The sequence below is a fragment of the Tenuifilum sp. 4138str genome (assembly GCF_041102575.1).
GTDB lineage: Bacteria > Bacteroidota > Bacteroidia > Bacteroidales > Tenuifilaceae > Tenuifilum > Tenuifilum osseticum.
Genome location: NZ_JBGCUE010000014.1, coordinates 89,321 through 106,484 on the forward strand (window position 1 = coordinate 89,321; position 17,164 = coordinate 106,484).

General features: G+C 39.3%; 12 protein-coding genes and 1 CRISPR repeat array. Of the genes, 9 read left to right on the plus strand and 3 right to left on the minus strand.

The window, feature by feature from the left end:
• The first annotated feature begins 297 nt into the window (after positions 1–297).
• The 5 genes from cas9 (at position 298) to AB6811_RS12510 (ending at position 9,913) form a co-directional block, all read left to right on the plus strand.
• Positions 298–4,035 carry a type II CRISPR RNA-guided endonuclease Cas9 gene (cas9, locus tag AB6811_RS12490; protein ID WP_369490829.1) on the plus strand — a complete coding sequence of 1,246 codons (3,738 nt, stop codon included), beginning with the start codon at positions 298–300 and terminating at the stop codon, positions 4,033–4,035.
• A 43-nt stretch (positions 4,036–4,078) separates the two neighbouring features.
• Positions 4,079–4,756 (plus strand): transposase, encoded by a 678-nt coding sequence (locus AB6811_RS12495; protein WP_369490830.1) that lies wholly within the window; start codon positions 4,079–4,081, stop codon positions 4,754–4,756.
• Positions 4,757–4,794: 38 nt separating this feature from the next.
• On the plus strand, positions 4,795–5,700 hold the full coding sequence (gene cas1, locus AB6811_RS12500; RefSeq protein ID WP_369490831.1) for a type II CRISPR-associated endonuclease Cas1: 906 nt from the start codon (positions 4,795–4,797) through the stop codon (positions 5,698–5,700).
• Positions 5,701–5,759: 59 nt separating this feature from the next.
• Positions 5,760–6,101 (plus strand): CRISPR-associated endonuclease Cas2, encoded by a 342-nt coding sequence (gene cas2, locus AB6811_RS12505; protein WP_369490832.1) that lies wholly within the window; start codon positions 5,760–5,762, stop codon positions 6,099–6,101.
• A 145-nt stretch (positions 6,102–6,246) separates the two neighbouring features.
• Positions 6,247–8,418: direct repeats of the CRISPR family, unit length 46 nt; unit sequence GTTGTGACCAATATGTCAAAGATACAATCTGAAAGCAATTCACAAC.
• A gap of 448 nt (positions 8,419–8,866) precedes the next feature.
• Positions 8,867–9,913, plus strand: a complete 1,047-nt coding sequence (locus AB6811_RS12510) for a hypothetical protein (RefSeq protein WP_369490833.1) — start codon at positions 8,867–8,869, stop codon at positions 9,911–9,913.
• Between the two features lie 59 nt (positions 9,914–9,972).
• Here AB6811_RS12510 and AB6811_RS12515 read toward each other — a convergent pair whose 3' ends face one another.
• Positions 9,973–10,470 (minus strand): hypothetical protein, encoded by a 498-nt coding sequence (locus AB6811_RS12515; RefSeq protein ID WP_369490834.1) that lies wholly within the window; start codon positions 10,468–10,470, stop codon positions 9,973–9,975.
• 860 nt (positions 10,471–11,330) lie between these two features.
• Between AB6811_RS12515 and AB6811_RS12520 the strand changes: the two genes are divergently transcribed.
• Together AB6811_RS12520 and AB6811_RS12525 are read left to right on the plus strand one after the other, a co-directional pair.
• On the plus strand, positions 11,331–11,558 hold the full coding sequence (locus AB6811_RS12520) for a hypothetical protein (protein WP_369490835.1): 228 nt from the start codon (positions 11,331–11,333) through the stop codon (positions 11,556–11,558).
• 211 nt (positions 11,559–11,769) lie between these two features.
• Positions 11,770–12,906: an AAA family ATPase gene (locus AB6811_RS12525; protein WP_369490836.1), complete on the plus strand. Its 1,137-nt coding sequence runs from the start codon at positions 11,770–11,772 to the stop codon at positions 12,904–12,906.
• Positions 12,907–12,994: 88 nt separating this feature from the next.
• On the opposite strand, the gene AB6811_RS12530 is transcribed toward AB6811_RS12525, so the two are convergent.
• Entirely contained in the window at positions 12,995–13,897 is a 903-nt protein-coding gene (locus AB6811_RS12530; RefSeq protein WP_369490837.1) for a pentapeptide repeat-containing protein, read from the minus strand.
• Positions 13,898–14,290: 393 nt separating this feature from the next.
• Between AB6811_RS12530 and hutU the strand changes: the two genes are divergently transcribed.
• Positions 14,291–16,306 carry a urocanate hydratase gene (gene hutU, locus AB6811_RS12535; protein ID WP_369490838.1) on the plus strand — a complete coding sequence of 672 codons (2,016 nt, stop codon included), beginning with the start codon at positions 14,291–14,293 and terminating at the stop codon, positions 16,304–16,306.
• A 28-nt stretch (positions 16,307–16,334) separates the two neighbouring features.
• Positions 16,335–16,739 (plus strand): hypothetical protein, encoded by a 405-nt coding sequence (locus AB6811_RS12540; RefSeq protein ID WP_369490839.1) that lies wholly within the window; start codon positions 16,335–16,337, stop codon positions 16,737–16,739.
• On the opposite strand, the gene AB6811_RS12545 is transcribed toward AB6811_RS12540, so the two are convergent.
• The gene (locus tag AB6811_RS12545) at positions 16,736–17,065 is read right to left on the minus strand and encodes a thioredoxin family protein (RefSeq protein WP_369490840.1); all 330 of its coding nucleotides are present in this window, start codon (positions 17,063–17,065) and stop codon (positions 16,736–16,738) included. The genes AB6811_RS12540 and AB6811_RS12545 overlap by 4 nt on opposite strands.
• Positions 17,066–17,164 lie beyond the last annotated feature (99 nt).

Here is a 17,164-nt window from a genome sequence, read left to right on the forward strand (position 1 = left end):
AGACGAGTACAATTTAACATATATTGGGAATGTAACTACCCAATGCACAAAATGACATACTGGCAGAATGTGCAATTTTAAAAATTTAGAATGATATGATTTTATGTCTTTTTGTTTATTAAGATTTTTAATATTTTTATGTTAAGCATTTAGAGCGGAAACGGAAAAAGAAAAGGGTATAAAAAAGAAAGGCGAGTTGCCCCGCCTTAAATGTTTTCACAACGGAATAATCCTTATTGTGAATTGCTTCAGATTGTAATACAAATATATGCTAATTAGGTTAAAAATACAAATGTTATGAAAAGAATTTTAGGACTTGATTTAGGTTCCGCTTCAATTGGCTGGGCGTTAATAAGTGAAAGCGAAAATAATGGTAATGTAAATCGTGAAATTTTGGGTTTAGGTTGTCGCATTATTCCTTACGAAGGAACTGAAGGGAAAGACTTTGAAAAGGGAACGGGTGAAAGTAGAAACTCTATCCGAACAAAAATGCGAACCGTACGCAAGGGTTATGACAGGTATCAACTCCGCAGAAAATACCTTGTCCAAGAGTTGATAAAGCATAATATGTATCCAACGGATGAGCTGAAAGGGCTTCCCAAAATGCAGCTCTGGGAACTAAGGAGTAAAGCAGTAAGCGAAAAGGTATCGCTTCCTGAGTTAGGCAGAATTCTATTGTGGCTGAATCAAAAGCGTGGGTACAAGAGTAGTAGAAGCGACTCTAATTTGGATAAAAAGGATACTGAGTATGTAGCAAAGGTTAAAAGTCGCCATCAGCTGATTAAAGAGCAAAACCTTACCATTGGCCAGTACTTTTACCAGCAATTAAAGAATGACCCGTTTTTTAGAGTTAAAGAGAATGTATTCCCTCGAGAAGCCTATATTGAAGAGTTTGATAGTATTTGCAATGAACAAAAAAAGCATTATCCCGATATTTTAACCGATGAGTTAATCTCAAAAATTCGGGACGAAATAATATATTATCAAAGACCCTTAAAATCCCAGAAAGGTCTTGTGTCGGTATGTGAGTTTGAGGGATTCTGGCGTAAAGGGAACGATGGCAAAGAATACTTTGTTGGTCCAAAGGTTGCTCCCAAAAGTTCACCTCTTTTTCAACTTGCAAAGATTTGGGAGAACATCAATAACATTAGAATTGAAAATAAACAGGGAAATAACGTTGAAATAACCCTTGAACAGAAAAAGGCGCTTTTTGAACATTTAGACAATAATGAAAAACTTACCCCTACTGATATTATAAGGATTCTAGGCTTGAAGAAAAACGAATGTTTTTTCAATAAGCAATTGGCTAAGGGAATTAATGGTAATACAACCAAGTGTGCTATATTAAATTGTTTTGATGATGTTAGTAAGTATGCTCATCTTTTAAAGTTTGATGTTGAGGTTATTGAAACTGGTAAACAAACATACCTTTATGATAATTCCACCGGGGAGGTAATAAACGAGAAAACTATAAAGTACATTCATCCAAAAATAGAGAAAGAGCCACTGTATGTGCTATGGCATACCATATACTCAATATCTGACCAAGATGAATGCAGTAGGGTTTTACAGGCCAAGTTTAACATAGAAAAAGAAATAGCTGATAAGCTCTCAGGTATCGATTTTACAAAACAAGGATTTGGCAATAAATCGGCAAAAACATTAAGAAAAATTTTGCCATACCTAATGGAGGGAGATGGGTATAGCGAAGCCATGTGCTATGCTGGTTATAATCATTCAAATTCCCTTACAAAAGATGAGAATTTAAAAAGAGAGTTACTGGATAAATTAAAGCCTATTCCAAAAAATTCGCTCAGGCAACCCATTGTGGAAAAAATACTGAACCAAATGGTTAATGTTGTCAATGCAATTATTGATAAATACGGGAAACCCGATGAGATTAGGGTTGAATTAGCCAGAGAGCTAAAGCAAAGTAAGGATGAACGTAACGAAACTTATTTGAATATTACAAAGCGGGAAAGGGAGAATGAACAAATAGCTAAGAAACTGCAAGAGTTTGGGCTAAGAGCAACCCGAAACAATATTCTTAAATGGCGTCTTTATGAGGAAATGGACAATGAGGATAAGAAGTTAAACGCAATTTGTATTTACTGTGGCCAACCAATCTCTTTGGTTGAGGCAATTAAGGGCACTGACGTTGATATTGAACATATAATTCCAAAATCCAAACTCTTTGACGATTCACAAAGCAATAAAACCCTTGCACATCGCCACTGCAATTCTGGTAAAGGCGATATGACTGCTTACGATTTTATGAAATCAAAACCCACTGAGGTTTTTAATGCCTACATTGAGAGGGTATCGAAGCTGTACGCAAATAAAGTTATTAGCAAGGCTAAGCGCGACAAACTGCTTATGACCGAAAGCAAAATACCAGAAAACTTTATTGACCGACAGTTAAGGGAAAGCCAGTATATTGCAAAAAAGGCAAGGGAAGTACTTCTATCAATTTCACATAATGTATGGACTACTTCAGGTAGCGTTACTGCTGAACTCAGGAGATTATGGGGTTGGGACGATGTTACTATGAATCTTCAATTTAACAAATATAAGGAGTTAGGCTTGACATCGTTTGTGGAGTGGGAAAGCGAGCATGGCAAGAATAAGCACAGGAAGGAAGTTATTACAGGATGGAGTAAACGCGACGACCATCGGCATCACGCAGTAGATGCACTTGTTATTGCATGCACAAAACAGGGTTATATTCAGCGATTTAACACCCTTAACTCAAGCAAAACAAAACAAGACCTGATAGCCGATGTTGAGAAAAAATCTTTAGAATTTAAAGAAAAGCTCTCGCTCCTTGAAAAATATATAATTAGCGAACAGCCCTTTACAGTTAAGGAGGTTGAGGAAAAAGTTGCAGAAATTTTGGTATCGTTTAAGGCAGGCAAAAAGGTTGCGGTTATTGGTAAAAGGAAGGTCGGGAAAAAGGGTAATAAAAAGGTTGTTCAAACAGGCATTATTATTCCAAGAGGAGCATTACACGAAGAGAGTGTGTATGGGAAGGTTAAGACTGTTGAACGCAAGCCAATTAAGTACGCGTTTGAAAACCCCCATTTAATTGTGCTTCCAAAAATAAAAAAACTAGTTGAGGAACGTCTTTCAAAACATGAAAACGTAAAGGATGCCATTGCCTCGTTGAAAAAAGAGCCTTTGTATATTGATAAAAATAAACAGGTTTTGCTTGAATACGCTTCATGCTTTAGCAGCGACTATGTGATAAAATATCCGGTTGATATAAATTTCAATAAGGTTGATAAAGTTGTTGATGGGAGGATTAAACAGATACTGCAAGCAAGGCTTAACAAATTTAATGGTAAACCGAAAGAGGCTTTTAAGGACATACAGCGTGGCGATAAGGTGATTAAATGGTATGAGGATGAAGGCCTACCAATACCAATCAAGACAGTTCGATGCTATACGGGTCTCTCGGCGGTAGTTCTTGTAAAAAAGGATGAGAATGGCAACAACATTGGTTACGTAAAGCCCGGAAACAATCATCACATTGCAATATATACCGATTCCGATGGTAACAAGCATGAACACGTATGCACATTCTGGCATGCCGTTGAGCGAAAGAAATTCGGGTTGCCTGTAATTATCAAAAATACAAATGAGGTTTGGGATAAAATCCAGGAAAAACCTGATGGAACTTACCCCGAAGAGTTCCTTGAAAAACTACCATCGCCTAACCTGACCCTGGAGTTGAGCATGCAGCAGAATGAGATGTTTGTCCTTGGAATGACTCCTGAGGAATTCTCTGACTGTATAGTTAAAAATGATTTTAAAGCAATAAGCAATAAATTATATAGAGTACAGAAACTTGCAGAGAAAAATTACGTGTTTAGGCATCATTTAGAAACACAGCTAATAGACGACGACAACTCAAAAAGAAGTAAAAGATACTATTTAATTCAGAGTTTAGGGGCTTTGTTCAATTTGAATCCAGTAAAAGTTAAAATTGATTATATTGGAAATATTACCTCTTGGAATAACACTGACAGGGTTTAAAACCCTGTCAGTGTTATCAATGAAGAAATAATTAAAAAACCTCATGCCAAATTCTTGGGATATACCATTGGAGCACGGCGGTTACTACCACATTTACAACCGTGGAATAAACGGCACGCCATTGTTTTATGTACCTGATAACTACTTGCATTTTCTTAGGCTTTACGATAAATATATCACTCCAATTGCCGATACCTTTGCCTGGTGCTTGATGGGGAACCATTTTCATTTGCTGGTGCGGGTAAAAGAGGAGAACGAAATTGGATTCCTTCAGGACTTTAACCCTTCCAGGTCTATCGACTCTGGAAGGTTAAAGTGGCAATTCACCCATAACCTTCCAGAATCCGAAGGATCTGGAAGCGTTAATGGAAAGAAACCCGTTCCTTACAGAATGTTCTCGCATCTGTTCAACTCTTATACAAAGTATTTCAACCTAAAAAATAATCGCACGGGAAGTCTATTTGAGAAAAATTTCCATCGTCTAAAAATAACCTCCGAGAAATACTTCCAAAACCTTGTAGTTTATATACATCAGAATCCCGTTCACCACGGCTTTACCAGTGATTATAGGGATTACCCATGGACATCGTATAGGAGTATTATCTCCACAAAGTCAACAAAGGTTCATAGGGAAACCGTGCTTGAATGGTTCGGCAGCAAGGAGAATTTTATTGATTGTCATTGTAAAATAGTTGACCTAGACATAATTATTGACCTCTGACAGGTTTTAAACCCTGTCAGAGGTATAATGAAACAAATATGATAAAACGCACCCTTTATTTCGGAAACCCTGCCTACCTAAAGGCAAAGGATGAGCAAATGGTAGTTGAATACCCAAGTGGTGATACTGAGAGCAAATCAATCCCCATTGAAGATATTGGAGTGGTTATTCTTGATTCCCCACAAATCACCATAACCCACGTGTTGCTCAACAAACTACTGGCAAATAATGCTGCAGTTATTACAACCAATGAGCGGCATATGCCCTCGGGGCTGCTTTACCCTCTGGAATCGAACACACTGCAAAGCGAACGTTTTACTGCGCAGCTGGAGGCAAGTGTCCCGCTAAAAAAGCAGCTTTGGCAGCAAACGGTACAAGCCAAAATACAGAATCAGGCAGCGCTTTTAAAATCGCTTGGCATTGATGTTGAGCCTATGCTATACTGGGCTAGAAGTGTAAGGAGTGGCGACCCCGATAACTACGAGGGCCGTGCTGCTGCTTACTATTGGAAAAACCTTTTTTCGGGCTACTTCAACGATATTTTTACACGTGGCAGGTATGAGGACGAGCCCAATAATTTGTTGAACTACGGTTATGCCATCCTACGTGCTGTAATAGCACGTAGCCTGGTAGCAAGCGGTTTGCTACCAACGCTGGGAATTCACCATCACAACCGCTACAACGCCTTTTGCCTTGCCGACGACATAATGGAACCCTACCGGCCGTTTGTGGATAGGGTTGTGCTTGAAATTGTAAAAAGTGGTATCGATTGTACCGAGTTAACCAGGGAGATAAAGGCAAAACTCCTTGTAATTCCGGCAATAGATGTGGTGATTGATAGTAAAAGCAGCCCCCTGATGATTGCCACTCAACGAACAACATCATCGCTGTACGATTGCTTCGAGGGTGCTAGTCGTAAAATATTGTATCCAACATTTTCGTGATTTCAATACAAACCCCTACAGGGTTCTGAACCCTGTAGGGGTTCAACTCCTAAACATCTATGACCACTCTTAACCGTCTAAACCAGTACCGAGTTATGTGGGTGTTAGTTTTTTTCGATTTACCAACCGAAACCAAAAAGGAGCGTAAGCAGTATGCTCTTTTCCGGAAAAACTTAATAAAGGATGGTTTCTCCATGTTCCAGTTCTCAATCTATACCCGGTGCTGCCCAAGTCGTGAGAATGCCGATGTTCATATTAAGCGCGTGAAGAGTTTTTTGCCCCCCAACGGCTACGTGGGCATACTTTGCATAACCGACAAGCAGTTTGGGGCCATGGAAATATTCCTCGCCACAAAACCCATTAAGGCAAGCCCTGAACCACAGCAACTGGAACTGTTTTAGAACGGAAGCATTTAAACCATTAAAGGCATATAGCAGAAATAAAAAATCCACAGAAAAAGCTTTCTGTGGATACTTTATTGGTCACTTTTTTTTATCCGAAATATTGGCCTAACTAATTAAAGGTCAGAACGATAATTTCTCCTATGTTGTGACCAATATGTCAAAGATACAATCTGAAAGCAATTCACAACAAGGCGCCGTGATCGGCCCGAACGCCGTGAGTTGTGACCAATATGTCAAAGATACAATCTGAAAGCAATTCACAACCAGTTGGTTAGCGTTGTTATTAACGCTGTTGTTGTGACCAATATGTCAAAGATACAATCTGAAAGCAATTCACAACGGAAGGGCCTCCACAATTGCCGAGGCCGTAGTTGTGACCAATATGTCAAAGATACAATCTGAAAGCAATTCACAACCTTAATAAACGTTTTAATCTGTTCCTCCGTGTTGTGACCAATATGTCAAAGATACAATCTGAAAGCAATTCACAACAGTAACCGCACGCTAACCAATCCAACTACTGTTGTGACCAATATGTCAAAGATACAATCTGAAAGCAATTCACAACCTAACTTTAGTTCTGAACTTTATCGTAAAGTTGTGACCAATATGTCAAAGATACAATCTGAAAGCAATTCACAACGCTCGAACTGCAGCAACATCAATGGGGTTGGTTGTGACCAATATGTCAAAGATACAATCTGAAAGCAATTCACAACACGTTTAGAATTGGGTATTTGTATTAGTCAGTTGTGACCAATATGTCAAAGATACAATCTGAAAGCAATTCACAACTTGCCAGAAGGAACAAAGATTCAAAAGCAAGTTGTGACCAATATGTCAAAGATACAATCTGAAAGCAATTCACAACTAAGGAAACTACCCAAAGAATCTTTTTCAAGTTGTGACCAATATGTCAAAGATACAATCTGAAAGCAATTCACAACTCAAAGGATAGTGGAAAATGGGAAGAAAGTGTTGTGACCAATATGTCAAAGATACAATCTGAAAGCAATTCACAACAAGGGTAAGAGTAAGGAAGAGAAGGATAACGTTGTGACCAATATGTCAAAGATACAATCTGAAAGCAATTCACAACGCTCGAACTGCAGCAACATCAATGGGGTTGGTTGTGACCAATATGTCAAAGATACAATCTGAAAGCAATTCACAACACGCTGCAACTCTGTTAACTTATCAGCCTTGTTGTGACCAATATGTCAAAGATACAATCTGAAAGCAATTCACAACAGTTAATGGATAATCTCCTTCTGTTCTAAGGTTGTGACCAATATGTCAAAGATACAATCTGAAAGCAATTCACAACTACAGTAACTGTAGGTGCAATTGGTAATGGGTTGTGACCAATATGTCAAAGATACAATCTGAAAGCAATTCACAACCAATTCAAATATTCCATCACATCTACCCACGTTGTGACCAATATGTCAAAGATACAATCTGAAAGCAATTCACAACTTGTTGCCAGAGCTACCACCATCAACGCTAGTTGTGACCAATATGTCAAAGATACAATCTGAAAGCAATTCACAACTGACCCGGCGTATTTACTAACAATGGGTGCGTTGTGACCAATATGTCAAAGATACAATCTGAAAGCAATTCACAACTAGTACCAAATAATCATGTCGTCGATATTGGTTGTGACCAATATGTCAAAGATACAATCTGAAAGCAATTCACAACGGCGCCGCTCGCGCCTGCGCAGGCATTGCTGTTGTGACCAATATGTCAAAGATACAATCTGAAAGCAATTCACAACAGACGTTCGATGCGGTATAGCAGCGGCCACGTTGTGACCAATATGTCAAAGATACAATCTGAAAGCAATTCACAACTCCATCGACGTCGCTTTGTCAATGACAACGGTTGTGACCAATATGTCAAAGATACAATCTGAAAGCAATTCACAACTTAGAAAGGTTTTCCCTTTCGTAATCAGAAGTTGTGACCAATATGTCAAAGATACAATCTGAAAGCAATTCACAACTCGAGCAGGGTGTACATCGAGCAGTATGTGTTGTGACCAATATGTCAAAGATACAATCTGAAAGCAATTCACAACCAGCGTACGCTTTGCTGCTTCTGTAGTTCTGTTGTGACCAATATGTCAAAGATACAATCTGAAAGCAATTCACAACAGCAATTATATCATCTGCTTCAATATTATCGTTGTGACCAATATGTCAAAGATACAATCTGAAAGCAATTCACAACCATTTATATCACATAAATCATAATATACAAGTTGTGACCAATATGTCAAAGATACAATCTGAAAGCAATTCACAACACCAAACCTATTTACCGATAATAACACACGTATTAAGGAAAGTAATGATATTGACGACCTTCCACATATCGAAACACAAGAAATTAGTGTTGATATTAGACCATTTTGGGGTGATAAAAATAATTTTGAAATTGGTATCACTAGACAAGATTTTAGAATTCGTGCTAATATTGCTAGTCAGTTTACAATTTTTGGTAGTGTATTTACCGATGGTGAGAATAGTAGGTGGTGCGATAATTATGAAGGTGATGATGATGATGGTGATGCTTTTCATAAATTCTCATACGCACAACTATATAAAACAAACAATAACGATCCGTATGATAGTCATGCTGATATTAAAATAAAAAATAAACGAATTGGTATTATTTCTGAAAAAATATATTATTATCCAAATACAGTATCTGATGAAGAAATTGAACAAAATGGTGTTGATTTATATCAAAAAATGAAATTATTAGACCCTGCTGAATACAGTGTTTATAAACGTGATGGTGATTTTGTTTTTATCATCAACTGTAACAGAAAAAAAGTAATTATTAATGATTTAGGTGAAAGAGTTGAAGTACCCGAATCATATAATGGTGGTATTTACACCGAATTCAAGGGTTTTATTATTTTAGAATATACTGAAGATAGCATACCCGTTCCCTTTAAAAAAATTAACGATGAAATTGCCGATAACACCCGTTCTGTTACCCAATTCCGAACACGCATTAAGATACCGCAAAGCGCAAACCCAAAACAGGGGTTGGAAAGTAGTAGTACCGCACACCAATGGCGTAACCAGCACTACACCTTTTCGGCTAATACCATTTACAGCGTTGCCCGTTTCAATGCTACTGTTTATAATAAAATAAATCATATCTATGTTAGGGATGACGATAACGATGGTTTTACTAACATTGATAGTGTTAATAACCTGTATAATAAAGACCCCCGTTTTATGGTGGGTGTCATTCAAACCGATGGTGAAGATAATGAACCCTATGAATTTCCTTCAAATGGTGCTGATAAGTCAGGCACAAAACTATTCGGTGGTAACTGGCTTAACTTCTCAATCTATTTACCACAGTTAGGGTATGTGGTTAGCGATGAGTTTGATGGTATGCGGGTTAATACCTACTTTCACATCCCTAAAGCAAAAAATAGGCTAACCGATAATAACGACCCCATTGCTGCCAACGATACCAACACCAAGTGGTTTCCACGTACCGACCTTAACTGGACTAACTTCATCGTTGTACCCGAAAACGAAATCAAAATCTTTAGGGGATTCCCAAAAAAGGGGGGTGATAATGATGATAATTATTTTAATAATAATACTATTAACATTGATAATTACATGCACGGATTGAAGGACTGCCCGTATGGCGGGGGTAAACTGAATGGGAATTCAACTAATACCACAAAGAATGGGTATGTTTACTTCTACAAGGGCTTCGATACTGCAGATTGTATCGACTTCGTTTCAAGGGTGCTTAATATACAATAAAAAAAATAACCCTTTCACAAAAAACCGAAAGGGTTATTTTTCACGTATTTTATTGTTTATTATTGCTTTTTTAGTGTATATATTGCACCAACAGTATTATAACTTTCATCAGGTTCAACCATTTTTATTTTCAATGTTTTTCTTGTTTTATCGTAAGACAGCACTTCAAATACTGTATTAGATCCTATGGTTATTTTATTTTCGGTGTCATGTAATTTCAATCTCGAATCATATTTATTATTATCATTACATTTAAACCAATCACAATAAGCATCAAAGTATATAATATCGGTAGGTGGTGCTAATGTTGGTTTAATATTCAAATCAAAAATAATCAAACCCTTTTTATTTTCGGGAATTTTAGATGATGCGCTAAGTTCATCGCAGTTGGTAATCTCATCACCCATGTATTCGGTGGATTGGTGTTGCCAATACCCCATAAGTTCATTGAGTTCAATGATGTGCTTGAACGTTGGGGTTGGTTCTTCCTTTTCATCGCAAGCGGTATTAACCAATACCATTGCGAACATCATGATAATTAAGTTCAGTCTTTTCATAGTTTTCAGTATTTAAGTTTGATGTATAATACGATGGTATTTTAATAATGTTACAAAAAAATATAAAATTTTTATATTAATTGTATTTATTGTATATGGAAAAAGAAGTTGAAATATTATTAGGAAAATTTAAACACGTTAAATCGGTTAATGTTGATAACGTTGATAAGATTCAACTAATTAATAGAGAGTCTGAATTAACCGAATATGATGTTTATAGTAACGTGAATGTTGTGACCAATATGTCAAAGATACAATCTGAAAGCAATTCACAACTTACAAATGTATCATATAAAATATACAGATGTTGTGACCAATATGTCAAAGATACAATCTGAAAGCAATTCACAACTAATTCAGTTACTTGACCTACACTGATAACGTTGTGACCAATATGTCAAAGATACAATCTGAAAGCAATTCACAACTGCTGCGATGGCAGCCTCCGCAGTATCAAGTCGTGACCAATATGTCAAAGATACAATCTGAAAGCAATTCACAACTATTCCTAAGTTCAGAAATCAAACAATTTTGTTGTGACCAATATGTCAAAGATACAATCTGAAAGCAATTCACAACAAAAGATGCTGTTAAAGCGATTAGCTTAATGTTGTGACCAATATGTCAAAGATACAATCTGAACCGAACTTTTTTTGCGAGCTCGGCGAAGCCAAAGCAATTCACATCACCACAAACCTACAAAAAATTGGTTGAAATGTTGTGACCAGTATGTCAAAGATACAATCTTAACCGAGTGTTTTTTGCAAGTTCGGCTAAGCATATGCAATTAACAATAGAAATGATTGAAATTGTAGAAATGTTACTTAAATTAGACAATCCTTACCTAAAAAAATAGAGCCATGAAAAAAATTAGAACATTTAACGACGAAATCGAACGCCCCGAAAGGCTTTGCGAAACGTGCATCTATTACATTAAAAACCGAACTTGTGTTGCTTACCTTGACCGCATACCCGAAAAGTATTGGAAGCAAAAGGTTGGAGAAAAGCCGTTGCATGACAGCCCTAAGGACAATCCCGACTATGATAACATATTTTACAAGGAAAAATACATTGGAAAACTAGAGTAATGAAAGGGTTTGACAAGTTAGGGGACTACGGCGCCAGAGCCGCTAAACTATTAGTCGCACCCCGCGCGGGTGCGTGGATTGAATAAGTTTGGTTAACCCATAAACTTTGATTATTAAATACATCAATTTCGCAATATGCGTTATACAAAATGCGTTATATATTTTGCGAAATGTGTTTTTCTACATATATTAGCATAAAATAAATGGTAAAATGGCTAGGGTAAAGGATATAAATCCCTTCTTGGTTAATAGTTATATCTCAAAGGAGTATTTTTGCAATCGTGAGGATGAGTTGAATGTCCTGCTGAGGAATGTAAGGGGTAATGTGAATACAACTTTGATATCGCCACGCAGATTGGGGAAAACAGGGCTAATTTTACGCTTTTTTGAGATGCTTGGCGAAATGGGTGATTACGGAACTGTTTACGTGGATATTTACTCCTCACGCAATCTCTCTGATTTCATTAAACTGCTTACCACTGCAATTATCAATAAGTTTCCCGAGAGAACCCCTGTGGGAAAGCGTTTCCTAAAACTGCTTAAGGGCTTACGACCAGTATTCTCGTTCGATGCCATCACTGGCGCACCGCAAGTGCAGTTTAATTACCAATCCGAGAGCGATAAGGAATACACGCTCCAGCAATTGCTTGCTTTTATAAATGAACAACCTCATCCTGTTGTGGTTGCCATTGACGAGTTTCAGCAAATTGCTCATTACCCCGAGAAAAATGTGGAGGCTATACTCCGTACGTATATTCAACAATTTAACCGGCTTTGTTTTATTTTTAGTGGTAGTCGAAGGCATACCCTTATGGATATTTTTGCCAATGCCAATAGACCTTTCTACTCCAGTACCCGTTTCATCAACCTTGATGCTATTGAAAGGGTAACGTACAGAAATTTCATTCGTGAAAAATTTGAACAAGGGGGAAGAGCTATAGATGATGAAAGCATCGATTACGTGCTGGAATGGACAAAGGGCTATACATTTTACACGCAGAGTCTTTGCAATAGGCTATATTCGTTGAGAAAAATTAACTTGGATGCCGTGAAGGCAGAGTGTTTAGCGTTGCTTAGGGAGAATGAGCCCATATACCTTCAGTTTAGAAATTTAATCACCAGTAAGCAATGGGAGTTTCTACTTGCCCTGGCAAAGGAGGAATCAGTATCACAAATATATAGCAAGGAATTCCTTGTCAAGCATCAGCTGGGTACACCCTCGTCCATTCATAGGATGCTCGATGCCCTCCTTGAGAAAGAAATGATACTTGAAAGCGTTAGCTCAACGGGATCAAGCTATAGCGTGTATGATGTATTTTTAATGCGTTGGATGCAAAGAACATATTAACATGTCTGTAGCACTTTATGCGGTGTAGCAAAGGGTATGACCAATATGCAAACGATACAATCTGAACCAATCGTGTTTAGTGCAATTGCTATTCGCATTTATTGATGCTTAGCGTATTTTGAGCAATAATTGTTTGTTCATTATGCCACTGCTCCAGGTAATACACAACCTTGCTTAACTCGTCATACAAAAAGTCATCAAGGTAATATTTAGTTCCGTTTTCCATCGTGTCGTTCTCAACCATATCTTTAAACTGCTCAAAGTTTCCTCTAAAGTCTTCCCACCAAACCGTATCGGATTCAATGGCATACAGCACTTTAGTGTAAGTATTGATTACCCTGGTAAAGTTTTGATCCTGAAGTTCTGCATCTTCAATATTGCTTTCCCGAATGAAAAGCATCGAGAGGGAGTTCAGCGAACTCAGGTTACAGTTATTCAATATGCATCTTGAGAATAGGACATCGTTAATCCATTGGTAGGTTGGAGATAAATTGTAAAATCCTGCTTCAGCCAGTGAACACTCTTCAAACTTTGCTTTTTCTAGGTTGCAATTATCAAACCCAACATTATTGAGTTGTGTCTTAAGGAAAACGGCAAGGTGTAAATTACTATCAAATATTAAAGAGTCGTTAAGATTTGACCTGGTAAAGTGTGCCTTGCTAATACTACATTTGTGAATTTGGGCTTTGGAAAGGTTTGTCTTTTTGACTTTAAGCCCATCAAGGTTGCATCTATTGAACCAAACGGAATCGGCTTGGCATTCAATGAACTCGACCTTATGAAAGTTACAATTCTCGAACACCGCATTGTAAAGCGTGGTTCCTTGGAATACTACATTACTTATGTTTTGGTTTTTAATGCACAATCCCGTTAGGTCTTTACCCTGTGCAATTGCATCTTTTAGTACTGCAGTGTAATTGGGGAACATCTCACATTCTTCAAGGCTATACAAAACGTTGCCTTCGCAGTCGGTTATTGCAATTGTGCTCATATCTTCATCTTTATTCTATCTATTCCATTTTGAAAAGTGATAATTTTGGGTTGTATTTAATATCGTTGCATTTGGAACTTTAAGCTATTGCAATAGGTAAAGTATTACTAAAGTAATGCAATTTATAAAAAACATTTGTTTACATCAATGGATTAAACGTTAGTTTTTTTTAATACAGCAATACCGCCCTGTTACAACTGGTTCCCTCCCATTCCGAATAATTCCGAATAATTCCGGTTCATTCCACCCCATTCCTCTAACTTCCTCTAACTTCCTCTAACTTCCTCTAACTTCTTCTAACTCCTTTTACATCTTAATAATCTTTCCCACCTCCCTCGCCTGAAATCGTTTTAAAATTCCTACCTTTGCGGTAAGAGTAAAAAAAATGTAACTATGACACTTGAAGAGTTCCGTAAGGATATACTGCAGGGGATTCCCGATGAGCTTCCAGCACCCAAGCCATGGGATCCCTCGGTTAACCATGCGCCTAAGCGCAAAAAGATTCTTACCCTTGAGGAGAAGAAGCTAGCGGTTAAGAATGCCCTTAGGTATTTTCCGACAAAGCATCATGCTGTTCTGGCCGAGGAGTTTGCCCGTGAGCTGGAGGAGTACGGTCGAATCTACATGTACCGTTTCCGGCCCGATTATAAGATTTATGCGCGATCCATTAACGATTTCCCGCATAAATCGGTTCAGGCTGCATCTATCATGCTAATGCTAAGTAATAACCTGGATTATGCTGTGGCGCAGCATCCGCATGAGCTTATAACCTACGGCGGGAATGGGGCGGTGTTCCAGAACTGGGCGCAGTACCGCTTAACCATGAAGTACCTGGCCGAGATGACCGATGAGCAAACCCTTGTTCTTTACTCAGGCCACCCCATGGGGCTTTTCCCATCGCACCCGGATGCACCCCGCGTGGTGGTTACCAATGGAATGATGATTCCCAACTACTCCAGTAAGGACGACTGGGAGCGTTACAACGCACTTGGCGTGACCCAATACGGGCAGATGACAGCGGGTTCATTCATGTACATTGGCCCTCAAGGGATTGTGCATGGAACAACCATTACCGTGATGAACGCTGGTCGTAAGCAGATGAAACCGGGCGAAACCGATTTGCGGGGTAAAATATTTGTATCATCAGGTCTTGGTGGAATGTCGGGTGCTCAGCCCAAGGCTACCGTGGTTGCAGGAATGGTTGGCGTTATTGCCGAGATTAACCCCAAGGCTGTTGAGGTTCGCCATGGACAAAAGTGGGTGGATGAGGTTTACTCCAGCCTTGACGAGCTAATTCCCAGAATTCGTGAGGCCTCTGCCAACAAGGAAGCGGTATCGCTGGCCTACCATGGGAATATTGTTGACCTTTGGGAACGGTTGGTTGAGGAGAATATCCATGTTGATTTGGGGAGCGACCAAACCTCACTCCATAACCCATTTTCTGGAGGGTACTACCCTGTAGGCCTTAGCTTTGAGGAGGCTAACAGGATGATGGCTGAACAGCCAGAACTTTTCAAGGAAAAGGTTTACGAGAGTCTTCGCAGGCATGTAAATGCTATTAATAAGATGACAGAGCGTGGCATGTACTTTTTCGACTATGGCAATGCATTCCTACTGGAGAGTAGCCGCGCCGGTGCCGATATCCTTAAACCTAACGGCGATTTTAGGTACCCGTCCTATGTTCAGGACATAATGGGGCCCATGTTCTTTGACTACGGCTTTGGCCCATTCCGCTGGGTTTGCACCTCGTCCGATCCTAAGGATTTGGCCACCACCGATGCTATAGCACTTGAGGTACTTGAGGAGATAGCCAAGAATGCTCCTGCCGAAATCATGGGGCAGCTACAGGATAACATTCACTGGATACGCGAGGCTGGTAAGAACAACCTGGTGGTTGGATCACAGGCCCGAATCCTTTACGCCGATGCCGAAGGCCGTATTAAGATTGCTGCTGCCTTTAACAAGGCAATCCGCGACGGGCGCATTTCAGCCCCGGTAGTGCTGGGTCGCGACCACCACGATGTATCGGGAACTGACTCGCCATACCGCGAAACATCAAACATCTACGATGGCTCACGCTTCACTGCCGATATGGCTATCCACAACGTAATTGGTGATGCTTTCCGTGGTGCCACCTGGGTATCAATTCACAACGGAGGTGGTGTTGGCTGGGGCGAGGTAATAAACGGCGGCTTTGGCCTCACTCTCGATGGCTCCGATGCTGCCGATAGACGCCTCCACATGATGCTCCACTGGGATGTGAACAATGGCATTGCCCGTAGGAGTTGGGCGCGTAACAGCGGCGCAATGTTTGCCATTAAGCGCGAGATGGAACGCACCCCTCTGCTCAAGGTTACGCTTCCTAATATTGCCGACGATAGTTTAATTGATAAGGTGGTGAAGGGCTAATGCCCTTCATCACTTAAATACTTGAGATATGAAAAGGACTGCCCAACTGTTATTGTTCATAGCAACTTTTGTATTGCTATCTGGTTCATCATGCGACAAATACGAAAAAGAGGAGGGGATTACCGGGGTTTGGCGGTGCCGGGAGAATTACCAGGGAACCAAATTCAGGTCGTATAACGTGAGTGTTGACCGCTACACCCAACTCGATAGCTCAACCTACGTGATTTATAACCTTTACAACCTTGGGCTTGACGTTGAAACCTATGTTCAGCTTAAGGATACCGTTTTTACGGTGCTAAGCACCAATAGCGATCTATACTTTATAACTGGCAGGGGTGTTTGGCACAGGTACAGCCAAACAATTGACTGGGAGTATAGTGTTTCAGGGCAGGTAAACGACCCATTTGTTAGCGCAACATTCGATCGTCCCTAGTCGAAGAGGATGGAGTAGGGGCGAGCTACGGCTTGCCTGAAAGTGGCCAGGTTGATATTCCTTGCCATACGCAACGATTCTTTCCCTTCAAAAAATATTAACACGGTTGGAAAGGTAAATACTGAGAATTTCCCGCATATCTCAGGAGTTTCGTTGGCATTTACCACGTAAATGTGCATCTTGGGGAATTCACTACCAACTATTTGCTCGAGTTGGGGCAGCATAACATGACAAACCCCGCATGCCTGTGAGTTAAAGTATATAGCACTGGCTGGCTCGCTCAGGGCCTTACTTAAATCGGACTCGTTCTGTATAACTTTTACCATTCGTAGTATGTTCCGTTACTTATATAATCGTCAAATCAAATTGTGCAAAAAATATAAATCAAATTGTGCAAAAATAATTTTAATTGCATTTAAATAGCA